General features: G+C 38.2%; 21 protein-coding genes and 2 pseudogenes. 5 read left to right on the top strand and 18 right to left on the bottom strand.

Going from position 1 to position 23,712, the window contains the following annotated elements; all coding sequences use genetic code 11:
• Positions 1–12: 12 nt before the first annotated feature.
• Entirely contained in the window at positions 13–1,374 is a 1,362-nt protein-coding gene (locus FQ087_RS03085) for a sensor histidine kinase (RefSeq protein WP_149579081.1), read from the bottom strand.
• A gap of 292 nt (positions 1,375–1,666) precedes the next feature.
• A pseudogene (locus FQ087_RS03080) lies at positions 1,667–2,860 on the bottom strand (chromate transporter).
• A gap of 889 nt (positions 2,861–3,749) precedes the next feature.
• Here FQ087_RS03080 and FQ087_RS03075 point away from each other — a divergent pair.
• Positions 3,750–4,133 carry a membrane lipoprotein lipid attachment site-containing protein gene (locus tag FQ087_RS03075; protein ID WP_149579080.1) on the top strand — a complete coding sequence of 128 codons (384 nt, stop codon included), beginning with the start codon at positions 3,750–3,752 and terminating at the stop codon, positions 4,131–4,133.
• 137 nt (positions 4,134–4,270) lie between these two features.
• Here FQ087_RS03075 and FQ087_RS22815 read toward each other — a convergent pair whose 3' ends face one another.
• A complete protein-coding gene (locus FQ087_RS22815; protein WP_255452126.1) occupies positions 4,271–4,399 on the bottom strand; it encodes a hypothetical protein in 129 nt (42 codons plus the stop codon).
• Between the two features lie 503 nt (positions 4,400–4,902).
• Here FQ087_RS22815 and FQ087_RS03070 point away from each other — a divergent pair.
• Complete coding sequence (locus FQ087_RS03070; RefSeq protein WP_149579079.1) at positions 4,903–5,409, top strand: YehS family protein; 507 nt, start codon at positions 4,903–4,905, stop codon at positions 5,407–5,409.
• A 241-nt stretch (positions 5,410–5,650) separates the two neighbouring features.
• Here FQ087_RS03070 and FQ087_RS03065 read toward each other — a convergent pair whose 3' ends face one another.
• From FQ087_RS03065 to FQ087_RS03030, 9 genes and pseudogenes are all read right to left on the bottom strand, one after another.
• On the bottom strand, positions 5,651–6,397 hold the full coding sequence (locus FQ087_RS03065) for an alpha/beta fold hydrolase (protein ID WP_149579078.1): 747 nt from the start codon (positions 6,395–6,397) through the stop codon (positions 5,651–5,653).
• 342 nt (positions 6,398–6,739) lie between these two features.
• Positions 6,740–8,119, bottom strand: coding sequence for a dihydrolipoyl dehydrogenase (gene lpdA, locus FQ087_RS03060; RefSeq protein WP_149579077.1), 1,380 nt, complete (start codon positions 8,117–8,119; stop codon positions 6,740–6,742).
• Positions 8,106–8,978: an alpha/beta hydrolase gene (locus tag FQ087_RS03055; protein ID WP_149579076.1), complete on the bottom strand. Its 873-nt coding sequence runs from the start codon at positions 8,976–8,978 to the stop codon at positions 8,106–8,108. The genes lpdA and FQ087_RS03055 overlap by 14 nt, the downstream gene beginning before the upstream one ends.
• Before the next feature lie 57 nt (positions 8,979–9,035).
• Positions 9,036–9,638 carry a TetR/AcrR family transcriptional regulator gene (locus tag FQ087_RS03050; RefSeq protein ID WP_149579075.1) on the bottom strand — a complete coding sequence of 201 codons (603 nt, stop codon included), beginning with the start codon at positions 9,636–9,638 and terminating at the stop codon, positions 9,036–9,038.
• Between the two features lie 201 nt (positions 9,639–9,839).
• Complete coding sequence (locus FQ087_RS22320; protein ID WP_188006622.1) at positions 9,840–9,986, bottom strand: hypothetical protein; 147 nt, start codon at positions 9,984–9,986, stop codon at positions 9,840–9,842.
• 182 nt (positions 9,987–10,168) lie between these two features.
• The gene (locus FQ087_RS03045) at positions 10,169–12,511 is read right to left on the bottom strand and encodes an ABC transporter permease (protein WP_149579074.1); all 2,343 of its coding nucleotides are present in this window, start codon (positions 12,509–12,511) and stop codon (positions 10,169–10,171) included.
• Positions 12,511–13,218 carry an ABC transporter ATP-binding protein gene (locus FQ087_RS03040; RefSeq protein WP_149579073.1) on the bottom strand — a complete coding sequence of 236 codons (708 nt, stop codon included), beginning with the start codon at positions 13,216–13,218 and terminating at the stop codon, positions 12,511–12,513. Before FQ087_RS03040 ends, FQ087_RS03045 begins: the two co-directional genes overlap by 1 nt.
• A gap of 93 nt (positions 13,219–13,311) precedes the next feature.
• A complete protein-coding gene (locus FQ087_RS03035; protein ID WP_149579072.1) occupies positions 13,312–14,106 on the bottom strand; it encodes a MerR family transcriptional regulator in 795 nt (264 codons plus the stop codon).
• Positions 14,107–14,682: 576 nt separating this feature from the next.
• Positions 14,683–15,081: pseudogene (locus FQ087_RS03030) on the bottom strand (ATP-binding protein); the annotation flags it as partial.
• 980 nt (positions 15,082–16,061) lie between these two features.
• On the opposite strand from FQ087_RS03030, the gene FQ087_RS03025 reads away from it, so the two are divergent.
• From FQ087_RS03025 to FQ087_RS03015, 3 genes are all read left to right on the top strand, one after another.
• The gene (locus FQ087_RS03025; RefSeq protein ID WP_149579071.1) at positions 16,062–16,556 is read left to right on the top strand and encodes a CDI toxin immunity protein; all 495 of its coding nucleotides are present in this window, start codon (positions 16,062–16,064) and stop codon (positions 16,554–16,556) included.
• 165 nt (positions 16,557–16,721) lie between these two features.
• Entirely contained in the window at positions 16,722–17,141 is a 420-nt protein-coding gene (locus FQ087_RS03020) for a GNAT family N-acetyltransferase (RefSeq protein WP_149579070.1), read from the top strand.
• Between the two features lie 259 nt (positions 17,142–17,400).
• Positions 17,401–17,808: a hypothetical protein gene (locus FQ087_RS03015; RefSeq protein WP_149579069.1), complete on the top strand. Its 408-nt coding sequence runs from the start codon at positions 17,401–17,403 to the stop codon at positions 17,806–17,808.
• 340 nt (positions 17,809–18,148) lie between these two features.
• Here the strand turns inward: FQ087_RS03015 and FQ087_RS03010 are convergent, their stop codons facing one another.
• The 6 genes from FQ087_RS03010 to FQ087_RS02980 all read right to left on the bottom strand — a co-directional run bounded on the left by FQ087_RS03010 (position 18,149) and on the right by FQ087_RS02980 (position 23,516).
• The gene (locus FQ087_RS03010; RefSeq protein WP_149579068.1) at positions 18,149–18,331 is read right to left on the bottom strand and encodes a hypothetical protein; all 183 of its coding nucleotides are present in this window, start codon (positions 18,329–18,331) and stop codon (positions 18,149–18,151) included.
• Positions 18,332–19,382: 1,051 nt separating this feature from the next.
• Positions 19,383–20,591 (bottom strand): ABC transporter permease, encoded by a 1,209-nt coding sequence (locus FQ087_RS03000; RefSeq protein ID WP_149579066.1) that lies wholly within the window; start codon positions 20,589–20,591, stop codon positions 19,383–19,385.
• Complete coding sequence (locus FQ087_RS02995) at positions 20,584–21,516, bottom strand: ABC transporter ATP-binding protein (protein ID WP_149579065.1); 933 nt, start codon at positions 21,514–21,516, stop codon at positions 20,584–20,586. The genes FQ087_RS03000 and FQ087_RS02995 overlap by 8 nt, the downstream gene beginning before the upstream one ends.
• Positions 21,517–21,539: 23 nt before the next feature.
• Entirely contained in the window at positions 21,540–22,385 is an 846-nt protein-coding gene (locus FQ087_RS02990; protein ID WP_149579064.1) for an ABC transporter ATP-binding protein, read from the bottom strand.
• A 3-nt stretch (positions 22,386–22,388) separates the two neighbouring features.
• Positions 22,389–22,778 (bottom strand): GntR family transcriptional regulator, encoded by a 390-nt coding sequence (locus FQ087_RS02985; RefSeq protein ID WP_370456028.1) that lies wholly within the window; start codon positions 22,776–22,778, stop codon positions 22,389–22,391.
• Positions 22,779–22,793: 15 nt separating this feature from the next.
• Positions 22,794–23,516: an MFS transporter gene (locus tag FQ087_RS02980; protein ID WP_149579062.1), complete on the bottom strand. Its 723-nt coding sequence runs from the start codon at positions 23,514–23,516 to the stop codon at positions 22,794–22,796.
• Positions 23,517–23,712: the final 196 nt, after the last annotated feature.

The following is a 23,712-nucleotide window of genomic DNA, read 5'->3' as shown; positions in this document are numbered from 1 at the left end:
TCTGACCTCCCCTTAAATTGTAATGGTAAATGTACTTCCTTTGCCAAGACTACTTGCCACTTCAATATTGCCACCGTGGGCTTCGACAAGTTCCTTGACGATGGCCAGACCAATACCTGATCCTCCCGAAGTACGCGAGCGTGACTTCTCGACCCGGTATAGTTTCTCAAAGATAAATTCAATGTCTTCGGGTGGAATTCCGATTCCGACATCCGTAACTGAAATAACTGTTTGCTCCTCTTTTTTAATCACTTCCAACGTGACAGTTGTATCTTCCTTTGAGTATTTAGAGGCATTATCCAGTAAATTCAGGACAATTTGCTCCAATCGTACAGGATCAGCATGGATTTGAAAATCCTCGTCGCATAGCAAGTCAAGTTGGAGTTTCTTTAATTTATAAGAAGGTCCAACTAGCCTGTGGAGATCCTCAAAGAACGGACGCACCCAAAAGGATTTCTTTGATACTGTGAAAGTTGTCTCATCCATTTTCGCTAACTCCAATAAGTTTTTTACAAGGTCCTTCATCCGATTCGACTCTTCCGCAATAATAGCCAGATAGTGTCTGCGCTCCTTGTCGTCTAGCTCCTGTCTCATTGCCACTTTCGAATAGCCAATCAAGTACGTAAGTGGCGTGCTTAGCTCATGAGCAATTGAAGCCAAAAATTCATTACGTTCACTTTTTAACCGTTCCAAATCACTCGCAAGCTTTTGGATTGAGCCCGATAACTCACCTAACTCATCATTACCGACAAAAGGAAGACTTACATCGAACTCTCCTTTGCTTAATTTCTCTGTGGCTTCTTTCATACGGATGAGAGGACGCGTAAGGAATTTAGATAGGATTGCATAAATGATGAACAACACGATTACACTTGCTCCTCCTGCCAATCCGAAGTGTAAATTCAACTTACTAACTAACTGCTCAATCGAACGAGTACTTTGAAACATTACAACGTATCCCGCATAATTTGAATCCACTTTATATGGATGGGCGCTAATAATATATGGCGACTCTTTCCAGTCGGAAGCCAAGATCCTGTCTTCAACTAAATCGAAATCTTTTAAAATGGAATTATATTGTTTGATTGCAGCTATTTTTTCATTTGAACTACTGGCTATGATTCCTTCTCTATCTGTAATAACAACTTCCCGCTCGCCGTCCGTTTCCATCAATGCAATATGCGTTAACGTCATATTTGAATAATTGTCTTCCAACACATCTCGATGATTTGAACCACTCGCCAATAATCGAGCATATTCTTCTTCTACTCTTGTATGAATAATATTCTGATGAAGATAAAACATAAGAATTGTTTCCATTATTAAGACTGAAACAAAAAAGTAAGCGGCCAATTTTATTGACACCTTGTTCATCCTAGAATTAGCCCCTTTCCTATGTAAATTATTATAGAGATTAATTATGAAGAAGATATGCAGAAGACATTGATCCTTACAAAAAGAATCAATGTCTAGAACAATTATGACCGATTTGCGTTCTGTAAGGATTCAATAAAGCGAGCTTTCTAGATCGATTGAATAATGGTTCAGGACATTGGAGATGCCTAAGTCGTGTCCAAATATGCCCCCTATCCTCTACTTCAACATACATAGAAAATACAAAAACGCCACGCCAGAGCGAAAACTCCGTGCGTGACGTTTATTTTATTTATAATAAAGTTAGCAACGAACCACCACTTGCTCCTGCAATCACAATAACCCAAGGTGGAAGCTTCCAATAGGTAAGCATACTAAACAATAGGGCCGCTAAAGCAAAATCAACAGGTACTAAAATCGAACTCGTCCAAATAGGGAAATAAAATGCAGAAATTAAAATACCGATAACTGCTGCATTCACACCCATGATTGCTCCTTTAATTTTCGGATTGCTTCGTAAACTATCCCAAAAAGGTAGTGTACCGAGAATAAGAAGGAATGCAGGTAAGAATACTGCAAACGTAGCTACTAAACCACCTGGCCAACCTTTCATAACAGTTCCTAAATAAGCGGCAAACGTAAATAAAGGGCCCGGTACTGCTTGTGTAGCACCGTAACCAACTAAGAATGATTCTTCGCTTATCCATCCAGTTGGTACAAATTCTTGTTCCAATAAAGGCAAAACGACATAGCCACCACCGAAAACTAACGCACCTGACCGATAAAAACTATCGAACATAGCCACCCAGTAGGATCCGGTTACTTCCCTTATGACGGGTAACAGAAAGAGCAAACCGAAAAATAATAGCAAACAAATCACCGAAACCGTTTTAGAAATTGGAAATCGCGAACCCTCTTCATCATTGACTTTGTCTTGTTTAAACAAAAGGAACCCAGCCAAGGCTGCGACTAAAATAACGCATACTTGGCTAAGAGCTGTTTGCCAAAGTAGTGTAGTTATTAACGCAAATAAAGCAACGGATTTTCTAGTTAAATCAGGTGTTAAGTTTTTCGCCATACCAATAATTGCATGTGCAACTACCGCCACTGCTACAATTTTTAATCCATGTATCCATCCTGCATTTCCAACGTCAAAACTTGTAAGCAATAAGGCAAATAAAATAAGTGCAATAACTGAAGGCATTGTAAACCCAATAAAGGATATAATTCAACCTAAAACGCCTGCCCGCATAACGCCTATACCAATACCCACTTGGCTACTAGCTGGTCCTGGCAGGAACTGAGCCAAAGCAACTAAATCCGCATAACTTTTTTCATCCATCCATTTTCTTCTGCGTACATATTCTTCATGAAAATATCCTAAATGAGCTGTTGGTCCACCAAAAGATATCAACCCAAGTCGTGTTGAAACTAAAAATATTTCTAAAAGTGATTTGAATCTCCTGTTTGTTTTAACTTTCTTCATGTGAACTCCTTCTTGTTTGGCTTTTATTACTTTTAAAAGTAAATAAGCATTTTTTCTCGCTTCATTTAGTTAAGTTGAAGGAATGCTTCCCATGAATACCGTTTAGCGCTTAGGTGATGCCTTCCGCGATAAGCCAGTTTCTGATAAAATTTTTGCCCTTTGAATTGTGGTAGCAACTGGCACCGAATTTAACATATGTATGTGAATAAAACCCATAAATTTTTTCTTAATACTTTATCCTCGATGCAGTAACCCTCTTACTATCGAAAATTGCTATTAGTTTTCTTTATTGATCTTCACCAAGACAAATATACCATTTCAGATTGGATATTCAAGGTATCATTAAGAAAATTTATATACTCTTTACATTATGTAAAGCAAGTGAGTTTTTTGTGATCAGTACTAGGAAGCAGTTTCAAATACCGCTTCATCACTTGATGATGAACTCCCGTAATGAGCCCGCAAGAAAGATCACTGGGGAGGGATAGAACTGCATCCCACCAATCCGTAAATCGATGAGAAATTTTTGTTCGTTTTTTCATGTAGCTGATAAGTAGTTGACGATTACATTATGTGATCCCTAAATAATATTTTGTGTAAACACTCGCTAAATTGTAAATTTTGTTATTTAACTAAATCGATTTCATCATGCGTACTTTTAAAAACACATTGAAAACAGAATTTAAAATAACTTCTTGAAAAAACGAAAGCAATCACCGATTATGCGACGGCAATCTGATTTGGAAATAGTCTATTCACTATGTATTAGGGCTAACCAGCCCGCGTTCCATAGTTTGATTTCCCCTTATAGTTGTATTAAAATGAACTATCCACCTTTCACTCGAAATCATTGTGGAAATCGAACGGTGTATTAAGGAGTTCTTTTATTATGAAAAAATTACTAATCACTTTTCTTGGCATCCTGCTACTTGCAGGCTGTTCGGATGATAAAACGGTGTCATCTGAAAAACCTGAAACGGATTCAACTAGCACTGAAGAAATTTCAGAACCAGTTAAAGAAGAAAACAAAATCGAGACAGAGCAAAATGAAGGGTTAACCGACCTACCTGAGTATGCTATCCTCTCGGAAAAAATCAACTTAGATACCCATAAAGCGATTATTGAAACGGACAATCGTGGTAATCGCATTATTCTTTTTGAAAATGACAATGGCATAAAAGCATTTAAGAGCATTTTCGTAAAAAATGATAATCGTCTGAAAATCATTAAGCTTGACGACGATGGTTTAATTTACAATGACATCTTGAACTAACAGAGAAATGCCCTACGCTGCATCGATTAACTATCGATACGGCGTAGGGCATTTCGTTTTAGCAACAACAACATTTTTTAAAGAATATTGAGTAACCTTGTTTTTCTCCTGTAATAACCTGCCAATTGATACTTTCCTCACTTACCTCCGCACAAGTCGTTAACATCCCGATCCAGACCAAATTCAATTGATCCCAGTCCATTCTCTATATCGTAGACTTTGGAATCGACGATGTAAAAATCATTGTTCGTCAGTTCTTTCTGCATCTGTCCTATTCCCTCAAATAGGGCCTCCAGTTCAACTGCATCGACTTAGCCATTATGGCAAAGAGCGTGTTTATTTCCGTCTCCTTATCGTAATGATATTGAAAGCGCTCTGTAGCACATCACGGATGCTCATGCCCTGTTTCATCGCAACATGCTGATCCAACTATTCGACCCTTCTCCGCGTCTGGCACCAGCTTGAGGGTAATATTACTTCCCCCTCACCATTGGCACCGATCAACCCGATTTGCTCCCCTTCTGATAATCAGATAGAGAAATCTTCTAAAATCGCGCGGTCCCCGAATCCGTTACTTAGATTCGCTACAGTCGACTTATTCAAAATTTTTAATGCAGACGGTAGTTCAACTTTCCTAAAGTCTGATATTACAAAAAAAAGGTTAAAATAATATTATGTGCTATTATTAGGTTAAATTCGATTGCCTTTTTCTTCGTTAAAAACGTTAAAACTGTTGTGTAAATATAAAATTTTAAAGGAGGTTTTTTAGATGAATAATAATGATATATTAATCAGATTAAGATATGCTCTAGATATAAAAAATACAACCATGGTAGAGATATTTAAACTGGGTGGCGTTGAAGTAACTAAAGAAGAAGTGCTAATGCTGCTCAAAAAGTCTAATGACAATTACCATGATGAAGTTGAAAATGAAGGAAGTAAAAAATGTTCTAATAATATGTTGGATTCATTTTTAAATGGATTGATTATTTTTAAAAGAGGACAACAAGATCCAAAACCGGGACAATCCGAAAGACCGGCACTGTCTATAAAGAATTATGAAAGTGTTAATAATATCCTTCTGAAAAAAGTGAAAATAGCACTAGCACTAACGACTGACGATATGCTTGAAATATTAGAAGAAGCAGGAGTCGTTATAACAAAAGGTGAATTAGGTGCTGTATTAAGAAAAGAAGGACACAAGAATTATAAAGAGTGCCTCGATAGATATGCAAGGAATTTCTTAAAAGGATTAGCTTTAAGATATAGAGTATAAGGGACCGTGGAATTAAAAAACTGCACCTCTAATTATTAATTTGGTATGCAGTTCATTAGGCGGGTTTTGTTTATTATGGTCTGTAATTCAACTGAACCAAGTATTAATAAACTTACAAATCCTTTTCTACCGGCACAGGCTATGCAATTCTTAATTTTTATTGACGAATAGTATCGACAATAAAAATAACACCACTCAAATTTGAATGGTGTTATTTTTATATTTGATTAGTTGATAGCGGCTATTTCTTTAACCACTCTTTTACTAATTGATTGAATCGTTCTGGGTGGGCGAATGAAAAACCATGCCCCACTTCCGGAATAATTTCCAGCGCTGATGTTGGATAGTATGCTGCAATCTTAAGCGCTGATTTCCTCATAACACTTCTCTCTTTTTCACCTACAGTTACCAATATTCGGGTAGTCGTATCGATGGCTTTTACCGGTAATCTATAGGATAAGTTCTCCTGCAGGACATCAATTAAAGTCTTGGATTTCATTTTGATGCTGTCTTGGTAATATCTTTCGAAATAGTGGTCGTCTATATATAATTGTTTCGCTTGTAGTTTAGAAAATGCTCTATTTTTAATCAGAGGCGCGGTCAATCGTACTGATGGGGCAATAAAAAAATTGGTGACTTTCATTGGTTTAACAAGTGCACTATTAATAATAGCCCTATTAACAAGATTCGGAGCTAGAGTGAGAATTTCAAGCGTAATTTGGGCTCCTATGGAAAATCCTACTATGTTTACCTCTCGCCCATTCTTTTTCCTATTAATTAGTTCTATAATTTCCTGTGCATTTTCAGTTATAGTAAAAGTAGATTCTTCTCCGCGGTCTCCATGACCCTGCAGTGTCGGAATCAAGCAATGATAGTCCGTAAAATAGTCTACCTGTTTATCCCACATCCAACCACACACACCACCTCCATGCAAAAACACTAAAAGTGCGCCTTCCATATTACCATGTTCGGTATAGTGTATAACCACTATATCATTCCCTCTCCCGTAGATTTTGGAATGTATGTTTCACTTTATATTTTTGGCACGACAAAAATGTAGTATTTAAGCAGCAGTTTACTGCACTAGTTACGGACGTTTTACTCAAACTTCTTCTTGACCACGGAGGTAAAGAATAGAACTGTAAACTCTTGCCTTCCATAGGTTCCCTCGCCCACTTCTTTGTGATGACTTACCAATCAAATTTTGCATCGGCGTAAAAAATAAAATGGAACACTAAGAGCTGATTTCCAAGTTAGAGCTACCTAATTATGGTTAATAAACATGCAGGGAAGAAATAGTTTAATAATGTCCATATTCAATGTATATCCATTATACTTCCACAACATGAATTAGTCTCCTTATAAGTACCTCTGCAGCTTCCATTGTAATCTCACCCAAAGTTGGATGAGCATGAATTGTTAAAGCGATATCTTCTGCAGTCATGCCCGCTTCGATCGCAAGAGCCATTTCAGCGATCATATCAGATGCACCAACACCTACAATTTGAGCACCGATTATTAAGCCGTCTTCTTTACGCGCAACAAGTTTTACAAAACCATCTGTTGCATTTAAAGCTAATGCACGACCGTTTGCCGCGAATGGGAATTTCGCTACTCTCACTTCGATACCATCTGATTTTGCTTGATTTTCATTGTAACCAACAGTTGCAAGTTCTGGATCTGTGAAGCATACAGCTGGGATTGCTAAATAATCTACGATGGATTTTTCTCCAGCGATTGCTTCTGCAGCTACTTTACCTTCATAAGAAGCTTTATGTGCAAGTTGTGGACCAGTTACAACATCACCAACTGCATAAATGTTTGGTACCGAAGTACGACATTGATTATCTACTTTTAATAAACCGTGTTCTGCGAGTTCTATACCTAGTGCTTCAAGACCCATTTCATCTGTATTTGGACGACGACCTACGGTTACTAATACATAGTTAGCTTCAACTATTTTTTCCTCTCCGCCAGCTTCATACGTTACAACTACGCCGTTGTCATGTTCTTCTACGCCTTTAGCCGATGCGCCAACAACAACCTTTACGCCTTTTTTCACAACCTGAGTCATTTGCTTTTCGAAACCAGCTAAGATGTCTTTGCCACCTTCAATGATTATTACCTGAGTACCTAAGTTAGCGTAGGCAGAACCTAGCTCAGTACCGATGTAACCACCACCGATGACAACTAACTTTTCTGGTACTTCTGGTAAAGACAGTGCACCAGTGGAGTTGATAATGCGTTCAGTGAATTTGAATGTTGGAATTTCAACAGGACGAGAACCCGTTGCAAGGATTGCATTTTTGAATGTGTAGGTTTGCGCGTTGTCGCCATCGATTACACGTACAGTGTTTGCATCTACGAAGTATGCTTCCCCCTTCACGGTGTCGATTTTATTGCCCTTTAATAGACCTTCAACACCGCCTACTAATTTAGTAACTACCCCTTTTTTGAATTCTTGCATTTTTGTCCAGTCAAGTTTCACTTCTTTTACAACAACACCCATATCATCTGAATGCTTTGCTTGCTCAAAACGGTGACCAACTGAGATCAGCACTTTTGATGGTATACAACCGACATTTGCACAAACTCCACCTAAATACTCTCTCTCTACAAGCGTTACATTTTGCCCTATTTGAGCAGCGCGAATTGCCGCCACATATCCTCCTGGACCTGCACCAATCACAAGCGTATCAATATATTTCATCTACTATATCCCCCTTATTGCTTGCTATAAAATGAAAAATGTTATCCCAAAAATGTTCATCTTTCACACAATTATGGTGACCATTTGTCGCAACCTTAATTACTTGTTCAAAGTTGCTATCATTTAATAGGACATCCACATTTGAAATCGGCACTTTCTTGTCCTGAATAGAGTGTATGGCAAGAGCTGGGGACTTTTGGTTTTTCAATATATTTTCTAGACACCATTCTCTTCTAGCTTTTAAAAAAACACCTCCTCGTAATAAAAACCAACTGACAAATAGCCAACCAACAGGAATATAAGGTAGCGTTATTTTCTCAGCCATTGATTTGCTAATACTATTTAATGATGTAGGCATTGAATCGGTAATAAGTGCTTGTATCCTCAAGTCTGTGGAATTCACAATACTTGCAGCTATCCCTCCCATTGAATGCCCTAACACATAGATCGCATGACTATTAATATCTGGCCTTTCACACACATAATCAATCGTTGAAGTTATACTTCGGACAAACGATTCAATACTCACTTGTTTTTGTATAGAATCACTTTGCCCATGACCAAGAACATCCACAATTATTACGTCATACCCGCTAGCTAAAAGGGGATCGGCATATCGTAACATGTCTGATTTAGTAGAGTTCCAACCGTGTACCAATAGAAAGCAACCTCTTGCCTTCTCACTTTTAATAAGCCATCCTCGAATTGTCCCAATACCAAGCTTAATTTCAATGTCTTCATAAGCCGAATTCGGGTATTTTTTATCCTCTTTCAGTTTCGGAGTAAAAATATGACGAATGATATAGTTCCTCAATAATAAAATTATTACTAAGAAAGCGATGAATATTAAATATTTCATAATAAGCCCCCCTAAAAGATACCGATCAGTCTCTTTTATGTTGTAAAAAAGACGGCTTTACCGCCGCTCAGTAGCAATCATTGAAATATATTGCTTCAAATTATTTATTATGATCTTCGTTAATTGCCCATCATTCTTTAATCGATCTAATACGAGTCCACCTTCAAGTGTTGACACAATATATATCGCAGAATCATATGCCTGTAAGGACTGCTTCAACTCCTGATGCCTAATACCATCCTCTATAATCTTCACCATCCAATTTATCATCAGATCCATTGCCTCATTAATCGATGGCAATAATGCACTTCCTTCTAAATCATCCATTTCTATGGCTGCATTAAAAATAGGACACCCACCTACTATCGGTTTTCCTTCACTTAATTGGAAAAAAGCCTCCACAAATGCGTTTAATTTGTCTGTTGCACGCTCGTGTTGTGAAACACTCGTCATTAAATGATTCCTCATTATTTCAGTAGAAAAATGAAAGGACTCGACCATCAGCTGCTCTTTATCCTTAAAGTGTCGATATATCCCCCCCTTTTGAATATTCGTTTCTTGAATAATGTCACTCATCGATGTTGTCATATACCCTTTTTTATTAAAAATCGCGGCTGATTTCCGAATAATAGTACGCCTTGTTAATTCACCTTTTTTCATTTTCACCCTCCAAAAAAGATACCGTTCAGTCTCTTTTAATATAAATGAAGTCTGGTTTAAAAGCAAGAATTTATTAACAGATATTTATAACAAGGCTGCGGCAAAACCGATGAGTCTACATTACAGAGGCTTCATCGGAGCAGCACCATATACCCCAAAGAGATCGTTTTTTTTGAGAGAAGCAGTTCAAATATCACCCTTCTAAAGTTTTGTTTCTGTTTCTGTTTCTGCTTCAATTTCATCCAATCTCTTTTCCCAATCAAAGTATATGTCTGAACGAAATACATATCGGGATTTCTTATCGACATAAGCCACTATATACGTCGGCAGCTGTTTGTCTTCAATCAACATCCTCGATTTGTTCTAAAGATACCGGTGACCTGCACTCCACTTTATACACACAAATTCTATGCTAGCTTAACAATAGATGGTTTCCCGACCCAGCCTCTTTACAAAATTCTAGCGAACATTAAATACATTTCTACCAAGGATGGAGGCTTACAAGTTTATTTTTGGAAGCGATTTAAATCCTATTCAACACTCTTCAACGATTCAATCATATCGATTCGATTTACTTTTCTTCTAAGTAATAAATTCGATATAATCGTCAATACAAATGTAAGGACGATCGCCAACCCTATCGTAACGAATCCCAACCTTTCCGGAATCTGTTGATTGGTGCTGGATAATGCTTGGACAACTAGTCTGTACATATAACCACTTATTGGTAGCGCAACAATTACTGCAAATGTCGTTAGGATGTTATTTTCCACAAAAATAATTCTGTTTATCTTATTCTTCTGATAGCCTAACACCTTTAATGTCGCAAGCTCACGTGTACGCTCATATATATTAATTGAGGATATGGTAAACATGGCACCAAAAGATAATATAACTGCACAAACAATAAACATGATGAAGACGGGATTATTTTGTTCAATCATATTGTCCACTGCTTTATTTAAGTCACCCCTGTCAGAAATCGCATCCACAAGCGGGTCCTCTTCAAAATATTTTTGCACACGGCTTCTATCTGCCTCACTGTTTAATTGAACCAATAGGGAAGTTGGTTTGTAATCAACACCAAGACTATTTATATACGCTGGTGTACTGTAAAAGGATGGATTGGTATATTGTGTCGATATTTCTGCAACCTTCATGTCAATTGTTTGTCCTTTCAGTTCGGGAGCAATTAACTTCATTTTAATGGTATCTCCTACTGATATACCGTATTCATCTGCATAGGACTGTGGAACGAACACTCCCGTATTATCTAAAGCTATTGGGTTATTCTGTTCATCAAAAAATTCAATAAGCTTATTTTCCTTTTCCGTAACAATTAAAGATGCATTATTCTCGTCAGGGAAGTCGACAAACTCAATGGGAATAGTAGATTGTGAATAATACGCTTCAACCTCAGCTGGGACGTTGATATTGTCCCCGGCTAACGCTTCTTTATAGTCCACTTTTAAATCGTATTTATAAACGTTATTAATCTGAGAAGCAATGGTTTGCATCGAGGTTTCAAAGCCAAAAGCTGTGATTAAAAGGATCACACAAACAATCACCCCAACTGAACTTGCCATTGCCTTTTTCGGTTTTAGAAAAATATTTCTTAAGATCAGCTTATCGCCGTATGTTAATTTCCTCCATAAACCAGGAATTCTTTCTACGAGTGTTTTCTTCATTTTCTTTGGAGGTTTTGGACGTAATGCCTGTGCTGCTCGTTCCTTCAATATACTTCTTCCACTAAACAAGCATGCAATTACCCCGAAAACGATCGAAACTACAACCGGCGGAAAGATGGTATAAAATGAAATGGACAAGCTAAAGTTTGGCAAGGAATAGGTTTGTTCGATAACCGAATTGAGTAGGTTAACAAGTGTGACAGCTGTAATGCCCCATCCTAAAACCGACCCAATAATACCTACCAAAACAGGATATCCCATATAATGTAGTAAAATTTTACTGTCTTTTACACCCAATGCCTTCATAATACCAATTTGATTTCTTTGGGAGTCGATCACCCTTGACATGGTAAGAAAAATAATCACAGCCGCAACCATAAACAGGATTAGAGGAGAAACAGTACTCATCAATCTATTATTATTTATGGTTACATTTACGGCAGAATAACTGACCGATCTATCTTTATTTACTTGGTACAGATAAGCAAGCTCCTGTGAGTAATCTTCAATGGCCTCACTAATTACACCGCTATTATGTCCTTCTTCTGCGTCTACAAGCAATTCATTGTAATAAAAGCCATCAGCAATTTCCGCTATTCTATCCTCATGAATATAAGCTATACCATAGGTTTGATGGTCAGGTAAGACAAGCGATGGGTCCTCAATGTTAAATGCATGTTCCACGTTCTCACCGAAACCACTAATAACAAAATCAAAACTGCCTTCATTTGTATCTACGCTAATGTGATCGCCAACCGTATATTGATGCACTTCCCCGTAGCGGGTATCTAACAGAATTTCTTCCTTATTTGATGGTATACTACCATCTGTAACAGCAATGGTGTTGATTTCGTTATTTTGTGGAATGGTATGTATTGTTAAGGACGCTTTATAGTCATCAAACGCCTGATTCGCATCAAATGTATATCTTGCTTCTACTTTATTAATCCCTTCAATCTCTTCGAGGTTAGATAATTCACTGTCTGTAATCTCGCTGTAATGGACATTGAAATCCGCTAAATTATGTTCTTCGAAATAATCTTCCATATAAGCACTTAGGTCACTGCTTATCGTAATCAGTCCAGCATAAAAGAAGGCACCTACTGCGATAACGAGGATAATGGCTAAAAACTGCCCCTTTGATTCCCGAATATCCCTTAACAATTTTAAATACAATTTCTTCATTACCATTCAAGCCCCTCTATGCTTTGTGTTTCAGCATTGGTAATGATTTCATCTATTTTCCCACTTTTCACTTTAATAACCCGATTAGCAATTGGGGCGATGGCGGTGTTATGGGTAATTAAGACAATACATTTCTGCGTTTCTTTGTTCAAATCTTGTAGAAGTTTCAGTACTGATTTTCCAGTATTATAGTCCAATGCACCGGTCGGCTCATCACAAAGTAAGAGTAAGGGATTCTTAGCAACAGCACGAGCGATCGCAACTCTTTGTTGTTCTCCTCCAGAAAGCTGTGAAGGAAAGTTATTCTTACGTTCACCAAGTCCAACCTTTTCCAATACTTCTTTTGCATTTAGATGATCCTTACACACTTCAGAAGCAAATTCTACATTTTCCAGTGCAGTTAGGTTAGGAATTAAATTATAAAATTGAAATACAAAGCCTACTTCTTCCGCTCGAAATGTCGTTAATTTTTTGTCATCATATTGGGTAATGTTATTTCCATTTACAAATACTTCTCCTGATGAGGCAAGGTCCATCCCTCCAAGGATATTTAAAATGGTACTTTTTCCAGCACCACTTGCCCCTAGAATAACGACGAATTCTCCCTCGTAGATGGAAAAATCCACACCATCTAACGCTTTAATGGATACGTCACCTAACTTGTATTCCTTCGTCACATTCTTGAATTCTATTAATTTTTTTGTCATCATAACCCACTCCTTAAAATGAAGTTGCTAGTAAAAGTTACGTACAACTCCACTCTAAACCTGTGGGTTACCCCTAGCTCAAGGCCTTATTTATTATTTTATTGGCGCATACATTTCTAAAAACACACGTTCCAGGGTCTCTTCATATGTAGTCAACAGTATGTTAATATAAGCCTTACCTATTAATTCATATCCATTTTCCTTTGCTATCTTTAAAAGACTGTCCCCTACTTCATGATCAATATCTTTCTCACCATTAACAAATCTACCATCTTCTATTACCGTATAAATACACTTGGGATGTGCTAGGACTTCCCCTTCAATATCTTTGTCGGTATCTTCTATATTTCTTACAACGATAAATCTATTCGCTTTCATACCCTCTTCATCAAAATCGATAACACGGCTGGCGCTCATTAATGTAACAGCTTTCTTTAAACTATCCGTATTATTTCTTATCGTTTCATACTCCTCGTAAGCAGCATATCCCGTTATTTCACCTTTTACCTCTAACGGCTTCATCTCTGTAACCGTAAATTTACCTAAGTATTCTTTAACCTTATAATAATCCTCTTTCACAGATTTCACTTTCTCTAAAAGATGTTTTTTATATGCAATTTCCTCGAGTATTTTCGCTTCTTGCTGCGTTAATACTTGTTCTAAATCCGCTACACTTTTACTCTGCCTTATCTCCTGAATCTTCTTAATCTCAAAATCTAGTTCTCTATAGAAATTCGTAGTAATTACATCATGAATATCATATGCATTATATTTTCTATAACCATTTTCAGCATCATGCTTTGGTCTGACCAATTCCTTTTCCTCATAATACTTTAATGTATCTCTTGATACGCCTAAAAAACTTGCTACTTGCCCGATGGTGTACATAGTCTTCCCCCTTGTAATTTCCATAGAATTATTACTTCATTCAAATCATAATATCAGGTTTGTTATTCATCTAAGTGGTGGGTCAGTCCCTCACGATATTAGTGATGGTTTTTGCTTAAGCATACCGTTCCGGAAAGACACTTTGCTTTTCTCGAGTGGCCGAGGCCGTGCCAATGGTAAGCGAAGTATTTTGCCGAATCGAACCCAAACACATAACACTCTTAAGAGTAAGTGAAAGCTTTGCAAACTGATTTTCACTAGTCCACAGTTTAAATATTTTGTAAAACAACAATGTATTAGAAAACAATCTTTCTTTTAGTATACCTAAAGAACTCGAAACACATTAACAATGTTTGCCAAAATCTTATGTGAAATATTTAGTGATTACGGACATCGAGATGTACCAGTAGTGCCATCATTTTACCAACGAGTCATAGGGAATTTACCACTCTTCGCCAAACTGTTTTACCAATACATATAAAGCTCCAACATACCATCTTTGGTATGTTGGAGCTTTATATTATCCATTCTTGAAATGTCGTTAATCTTGATATTTCTGCCCATTAGTAAGACAGATTATATTTCTGATTCTAATCCATGACGTTCACGCATAGAAATTTCTCCATCAATCATAATTTGGTAGGAATCGTGAATTATTCTAACTAAGATTGCTTCTGCAATCGTCTCATTGCCCAATCTCAAATGCCATCCACTTGGATCAATCTGCGAACAGAAGATTGTAGAGACTGACTTGTGGCGTGATTCTGTGATTTCTAATAGGATTGTGGCTTCACCTGTTGAAAGATCTGTAAGTAACCATTCATCCAATATAAGTAGGTCTGCTTTTGTGTATTTTTTAATCAGTTTACGATAACTTCCATCCGCTGTTAATTTAGAGAGTGTTAATTCATCTAACAATTCTGGTAACCATATATATTTTACTTTATAGGATTGACGACAAGCAGCTACTCCAAACATTAATCTAGTTGAAGCCTTGATTCTTGCGCTACTAGTTAAATCAACTCTCCCCTTTAGTTCATCAAATACATCCAGATTACTAGTGGATTCATTCTTTGCAATGTGCAATACAATTTATCGCGCTTTCCATTAATTAATTATTCAAACTTATTTTTTGGCACAATAAAAGAGCACCCATAATTAAATGAGTGCTCTAGAGGAAATTAATTGTCAATGGCTAACCAACCATAGTATGCTAATAACATTAATATTCCTATAAGAAGAATAGCATAATTTTAGTTGTAAATGGGCGATAATAGTGACATAATTCGTAATGTAAAATATTCCATTAAATTTTACTTTAAAAGTATTTCAAAAGCATCCATCATAACCGCTCTGCTGGTTATGCACAAGTGTCAAATAAGACAATAAATGACACTCTAAACCCCTTTTCTACCTACTTCTCATTATGGTTTATTTCTCTATCATTGCTTTTCTTCTAACACTCTCACGCTTCATTTTACTTATTAATAAACCCGCTCCTATATATGGAATTTTTAAGTTAAAATATTCATATTTATCCTAATTAAGATTAAAGGTAGATCATCTTAATTTACAAACATTTTAAATCATATATTTTACTATTGAACATCATAGATGAAGTCATTATGACCTCTCGTTAAGACCATAGTCTCTGCATAGAAATATCTGTATATAATGACATACTTAAAAGATAAACCATCTTGACCTATGAACCGCTTAACTATGATCCGTTATCCAGTTAGAGCAATCTGTACGAATTTTTAAGTATGTTTCATCATGGATTATCAGCGAACAGAATTCTTAGGCTATTGGACTTGCACGTCTCGTTGAAATAACTAGTAAATAAATGTGCTAAACTATACCAAACGACTGATTATTCAGTTGTCCAATAAAAAGACAGGACAGTGAAAGATGGAATAGACATATCACTCAAATAAATAGTTAGGATGAAAAAGGTGAAGGATAAAAAGGTACGTTTAAGAGAGTTGTTAGACAAGCAAAAACAAAAAGAAATAGAAGAAGTGGAAAAAAGAGAATACGAAACTGTTTTAGAGGAAGTTAATGATTTATTTCCGAATATTGATTCTGAAGAGGAAGTAGAAATTTTATCAAAAGAAGATTCTGTAATAATCACAGATAAATTGTTTTTAGAATTTCCATTTTGTGAGAGTGGAATTGAATGGCCACTTATGTTTCACAAAACTATATTTTCTAACTTTATTGACTATGAACGTACATTAGCAGAACTAGTACTTAAAAATCATAAAGTAAATAATGAAATATGTTATATTATTGATCTTAAATTTCAACATGTTATTAAAACAAAGCTGATTAAAATTATTTACAGAATTGAGGAAGTCAGAAATTGGGATAGATATATTTATTCACCCCAAATTAAATTAGTTATTGAATTCCCCTCCAATGATATAGCAGTGGGATGGAAGGAATAGGTGTCTACAACCTAAGAATGAGAAGGTTTACACTTAAACTAACTGGTTTAGTTAAACAACCGAAGCTTCTTAGACGACTCTTTTTTCTTATTGTACTAACGCAGCAATTGAGTTGAAGAATGAAGTGTTTTAACAAATCCAAATTTCAATAAGGGGTACTTTAAGATGGAATCTTTGGTCAAATCTCAGTTAAACGATTTAGATGAAATAGTGAATATTGATAGAGAAGTAATAGGTAGTGAAAGCAGACGAAAATACATAAAAAAAGCTATTGAGGAAGAAAGATGTATAGCTATTAAAAACGAGTTCTCATTTATAGGATTTTTAATTTTTGATATTCATTTTTTTGATTGTAGCTTTGTATCCCTGATAATAGTTAAACCAACTGAAAGACGAAAAGGATATGCAACATCCCTTTTGGAGTATTTTATAAGCATATCGCCTACTAAGAAAATATTCTCTTCAACCAATCAATCAAATAAAAGAATGCAAGAAGTATTTAGAGCAAATGGATTTATACAAAGTGGATTTGTTGAAAATTTAGACGAAGGTGATCCAGAGATAATTTACTTTAAATTAGTTTAAGAAGATAGGACCTGCGTATATCGTTAAATCCCATATATGCAAGTCCTATTGTTACTCCTTCACACACTCACAGGCTAGTTAAACGCTTCTAAGTGCTTTATACGGTTGTTCATGTAAACGAAGTGGTATAAAGTCTTTACCTCGATTGAAGCGGTCAATCTCTTCCGCTGTGCATTTATCATTGTACTACTAACCAAAAATTCACTATGGGATGATTCTTTGTAAATAAGCAAAATACAGTTTAATAGAGGTGTAATTTATGTTAAGGAAATGGGGTTTATTGATTGGTGGGTCTGTAATATTTTTTATAATGCTTAGTATGTTTTTTGTTAATAGAGCTAGTGAAGATACGGTACTTGCTCAGAAGATTTTAGAGCAGGCGGAAAAAGGTACAACAGAAATCTCTTTGTCTACTTTAACTGATTTTGACTGGGAGAAGGCATCGGTCTATGGACCATATACAACTATAGATGTCATAGAAGAATCATTGAATGTTGAATTTAAAGGAAGTATCAATGGAATTGATAGTAGAGATGATATATTTCTACTCGTATTTGCAAAGGGAAACCATGCGATAAAAACGGTGGAGCTTTCAAGAAAAGCAGGTGATTATTATGAAAAGAACGGTACGCTGACACCAAAAAATGATATATTAATTATTAATTAATAGCTGCTACCAGATATTATTGACTATTCGACAATCTTACAACATCAATCTAGGAGCTTGTGTGTAAGAGTATATCTAATATGGCAAGTCCTTTTGTAATGGTTTGTGATTGATTTAATTTTATCCCTTGGAGGACGTTTTTAAGAGCCTTTAAACCCTTAAACACCATCGTTTCTTCTATTCAATGTGTTTAAACTATTCAAACTGAAAAATGTTATAAAGACTTATTTTTTCGAGTTGGTTTACCCATTATTCTTGCACTGACAACATTATACATCTTAATGTATTTTATAACTTCAAATACTCTTATTCTAATTCATTTGTCTGGCATAGAATAGCTTTACTTATTGAATGGGAATAGACACAAACAAGATACCATAAAAGACCAGATAGACTGCAAATCCCGATCACTGAGTTCCTGGCATTCAACATAATGTTTCTTATTCATCCAATTTCTCAATTCAACAATATGCTCCAGCAACATCATTGCCGTCAATTCAATACTTCCGCGGTCTCGAATCATGCTATACCTCCCATTACTTATGTCCGCCAACCAATTTAGAGCGTCCGATTGCGGTCCCGTCATCCGTTAGAAACACAGCCACTAATATAGCTGTGGATCAAGACTTATTCCAAATACTATCCATAACTGCGCCTAACTCACTGTTTCTCAACTTATTCCCATCGAATAAACTCAACTCCGCTGTTGTGATTTCTCTTATTGTTGGTGAATACTGATTTTTAGCGACATATCCTTAAACGAAATCATAAATTTCTAGTTGTCGACTACTCATTAAATAACCACCTTTTATGTTCGAATGACAGGAACAAGCGCCAGCACGTTATCAATTGTAAAAATTCTTCTGGACCCACGAAGATGACAATAGGCTCCCAATGATGCCTCACCCACTTGCAGTACCTTGATTCTACGTTTGCTTATTGCACCGTCTTTTGACATGTGCATTATATCTAAGATGTGATTCCGATCCATCGACATAATCAATCGAAAACGATCGCGCGTTCCCCACTTTTTCACTCAGTATTTGGAGTGTACGTTCGTATTGTAACAACAAATAAACACTCAACAAGAGTTACCAGAAGCGCCCTCTTTGTTATATGTTGGACTGTTTCATTTTTTATTCCTTTATTAATTTTTTCGTTCACTACATCTACTTTTGATAATCAGTCACATGTAAACAAAATAAGAAACGTTAATCGGATTGTATGTATTGTTCTCGACAGTGGTGAATGTCTTGCGTGCCCTTCAAGTCAACCCTCTTGAGAATTACAGCTATCTTTACTACTCTATACTTTTCGTTCTTTGCCTTAAATTTTTTTAAAAATAGCTTTTATCAAAACAAAAAAAGCGTCAAAACCTTATCAAAAGGTTTTGACGTCTTAACGTGAATACTTTTGGAATTAGCACAGTACCTTGACAATCTACAGTTGAGATTGCAAAGGACCAAATCTCTCCACCTTACTCAATAAGAGAGTTTGCTATTCGGGTAGTTATTCATATTGTTCATTCTATAATTTAAAAGGTTACTAGATATTGAATAGTAAGCTCTATCTTTTTACGCCCGAATCCATTTCCAGATTTCGCCCGGTGTGGCGTTCTTACCATACATCAGGATGCCAATCTTGAAGATTTTGCCGGCAAGTTTCATGAAGACCCAGACGCTGGCAACAAGAATTCCGATGGCGATAATGATTTCCACCCACGGCCATTCTTCAAGAAGTGACAGTCGTAGAATGAGAACGCCAGGTGATGTAAACGGGATATAGCTTCCAAGCTGCGCCCAGAATCCGCTTGGATCGCTGAACACTGGCGCAATGAATAGGAATGGACTGAAAGGCAACATCATCACCATGCCTTGGAAATTCCCCGCTGTCGAGATATCGGCCATTGTCGCACCGATTCCGACGAACAGTGCCGCATAGAGCAGGTATCCGAGGATAGCAATGAATAATAGCACTAGAAGTTCGGGCACTAGCAGATACTCTATGACAGGAAAATCGATTTTCCAGATGAGCATCGGCAGCGCGATGACAATATAGACAACGACCTGGATGATACCAAGGACAAAATAACCGATGATCTTGCCTTGCATCAGTTCTGCAGGCGTTAAAGACGACAGAATAATCTCTGCAATCTTGTCTTTCTTCTCCTGGGACGCGCTTTGGAAGATCGCCATTCCGGTGAAGACGATTGACAGCATGACGACTGCGGCAAATGTTCCTGGAATCACACGTTCCAGCATATTTTCACTGAACAGGCCGTCTTCTTCCGTTTCTTCAGAAGCATCTTCAAAGACGACTCCCTGCGCGATAACTGCCGCTTCTTCCGGTGTCAGGCCGAGCTGTTTGATTTGCACCATCTGCAGCGGACCTCCGAGGATCTGGACTTCATCCATGAAGGCCGAACTTGTGTCTTCATGCGTGTAAACTGCGACTTTGCCAGTTTCAACAGCCTGTTCGTCGATGAAAATATACGCAGCGTCTTCTTCCCCTTCAAGCGCCGCAGTGGCTTCCTGTTCTGTGGTGTCTGTCTGTTCCATCTGCCATTCGGGATTTGCTGCCGCTGCTTCCAATTGTCCGTAGACCCCGAGCTGGTCGTTGACATAGACTGTCGTTGTCGCTGCTTCATCATCCGAACTGAACAGTTCCGGCAGCAGGAAAAATGCTAGGAAGATGATCGGTGTCAGGAATAGGCCGATGATGAACGACTTGCTTTTCATATTGCGTTTAATTTCCCATTTGGCGACTTTCATCGTATTACGCATGCAACTCACCCACTTCCTTCAAAAGATTCTTATCCGTGGCGATATCAATGAAGATTTCATGGAGCGAAATCCGGTCGATTGATAGTTCCTGGATGTCGAGTTCTACTGGAAGATTTTTCAGCCAGAAAGCGGGCTGCACATGTTTTGAGAGATAAAGTACAGCCGTTTCTCCGTTCTGTTCGACCCGCTCGACTTCTGGCAGGCTTTCAAGCAGGCTGCGGCTGTTGCTGCCGTTAATCGTGCATTTGAAATTAGCATATTCCTTTTTGACATCACTCAAGGTCCCATAGATCACTTTCCTGCCGCGGTGAATCAGGAACAGCCGGTCCGCCATTTCTTCGACAAGGTTCATCTGATGCGAAGACAATAGAATCGCCGTGCCTTTTTCGGCCAGTGAACGGATTTCTTCTTTAAACAGCTCCTGGCTGACCGGATCAAGACCTGAGAACGGCTCATCCAAGATCAGGAGTTCCGGTTCATGAAGAATGGAGGCGATAAACTGGACTTTCTGACCCATCCCTTTCGACAACTCTTCGACCGACACTTTATCCTTGCCTTCTAGGCCGAACTTTTTCAAGTACTCGAGCGCGCGTTCTTTAGCCTGGTCCAGCGGATAATCCTTCAGGTCCGCAAGATACAGCAGGATGTCCATGACCTTGACGTTTTTGTAGAGCCCTCGCTCTTCCGGCAGATAGCCAATTTTATCGCGTGGGATATCTTTCGTAGAGCGGTTCCAGAAAGAGATCGTGCCTTCATCGGGATACAAGATACCCATGATGTTGCGTATTGTCGTCGATTTCCCCGCCCCGTTCGGTCCGAGCAGCGCCATAATCTCACCTTTTTTCACTTCGAAGGAAATATTTGAGACAATCTTCTTGTCCTTGAAGGATTTGCCCAATCCTTCTACGGTAAGCATTGTTTCCATTTCTCTCATCCTCTCTTATTTCTCTACTTCAGCAGAAGGCTGATGATTTCTTCCAGTTCCAAGGCTTTGACGTCAATGACACTATTTTCGTGTTGCGTGAAATACTGCTCCGTTGAGTCAGGATTATCTGATATCAGTTCGTTTCCGGAACGGGAAAGTTCACCCGGTACTGGCACCGCCGGCATTTCCTTGAGCCAGTAGCGGCGGAATCCCGCAGCGAGTATATCTTTCTCATACCGGCCGACCCCCTGGCCGTCCTTCATCAGGAACAAGTAATCTGCCAGTTTTTGGAGATCCTCCGGCTGATGAGTTGTCAGGATGACAGCACGGTCTTCCCTTTCCATCCATTCGACAAGCAAATCCATGAATTGTTTTTTTGATGGGATGTCGAGTGACACGGTCGGTTCATCGAGAATCAGGATATCAGTATTCCGCGGCAATGCGAGCGACAGGCTGAGCTTCTGTTGGAGACCTGGCGATAATTTGCCGAATCGCTTATCGAGCGGGATGTCGAGCAGTTGGATCATGCGTTCGAAAAGTTTCTCATCCCATTTCGTATATAAAGGGGCAATCAGCCTTTTCAGGTCCTCTCCTGTATAGGCGTTCCAGCCGACAGTTTTTTGCGATTGGAACGTGACATGCCTTTTCCAACTTTCGTCTTTCCCGTCGACAGATTTGCCGAAGACCCTGATCTCTCCTCCGTCCAGATTCGCCAGATTCATGATCAGCTTCAGCAAGGTACTTTTGCCAGAGCCGTTATTGCCGACCAGCGCCGTAATGGTCCCCGGCTCAATCGCTAGGCTGACAGGTCCGAGCTGAAAATCATCAATCTTTTTATGTGCGTCTATTAGTTCAATCCATGGCTGCATTTGTCATTCCCCTTTCCTGAGTTTTTCTAAAGTCTCTTCAAAAACCGTTTTGATTTCATCGACAGTATAGTCGTAATCCATCGCGTTGCGGATGGCCCGTTCGAATTCCGCTTGGACGGAAGCCGTCATCGTTTCCTGTTTCATGGAGTTCTGTATCTCCGCGACAAAAGTCCCTTTGCCATGGACTGTTTCGATAAAGCCCTGTGACTCCAGGTCCTGATAGGCGCGACGTATCGTGATGACGCTAATCTCCAGGTCTTTCGACAGCACCCTAATTGATGGAAGCGGCGTCCCTGCAGGCAAATGGCCTCCCGCAATCAGTGCCTTCAGCTGCTTTTCAATCTGATGATAAATCGGTTCACGAGAATCTTTGGATAAGCGTATCGGCAGCAAAATCCAGCCCCCCTCTCACAGATATTCCGTTTTCTTCATGGTTTTTCTCATATCCGCTTGCCAGTATTTACAGCCCGCAATGCTCAAAACAATAGCCACGATGACTGACAGCAGTGTCCATTCAGTTGCAAGCGACATCGTCCAGTGGATAAAGCCGTTCTCTGATAAAAGCGGGAACATGAGATAAAGTGCAACGGCGCCAATCACCAAGAAAATAAACGATTTTACGATGGCACTCGTATTGAAATTTCCTCCCGCTTCGCTCGCCGCCATGATAAAGCCGACTGAAATCGATAAACCCAGCCAAATCAGCAGGAATGCGATGTAAGCGATAGGCGTCATCATGTCCCGGAAATTCTCCGACATCAGTGGCATCGCGATGAACAGAACCAACTGGAACGGAAATGAACAGAATGCATGAATGATGAAGCGGCTTTTGACGATGATGTTTTTTGAGATCGGCAGTTGCTGCAGCATGATGATTGAGGGCGCTGTCCATAAATCCCCATCCATCTTCTGCATTTGGAATTCCTTACCTTTCATCCAGGTCGGGAACATGAAGAAAATCAGCATGAACATAAAATCAAAGAATTTGAATTCGCCTTCCAGGTAAACATCGAACGACAGCATGAAAATCAGGCTCATCGCGATATAGAAAATCAGAATCAGTAGAAAGCTTTTTATTGAAGCCTTTATTTCAAAAGTTGCGAGCCTGTATGCTTGTTTCCATTCATTCATATATAAACACCCCTTCTTAACTGTTATACTGTTTATACTCATATACACAGTACCATATTCTTTTTAGATTGGTCAATTCATTTTGTGAGGTAAATAAAAATTTTTATTTTGAGGTGGAGTAACTGTTCAGAAAACTAATAGAAGAGAAGAAACTTTACTCCAAGTTTCTTCTCTCCCGATAAGTATTGATATATAA

It is taken from the genome of Sporosarcina sp. ANT_H38 (assembly GCF_008369195.1).
GTDB lineage: Bacteria > Bacillota > Bacilli > Bacillales_A > Planococcaceae > Sporosarcina.
This window is presented reverse-complemented; position numbering and strand designations above follow the sequence as displayed.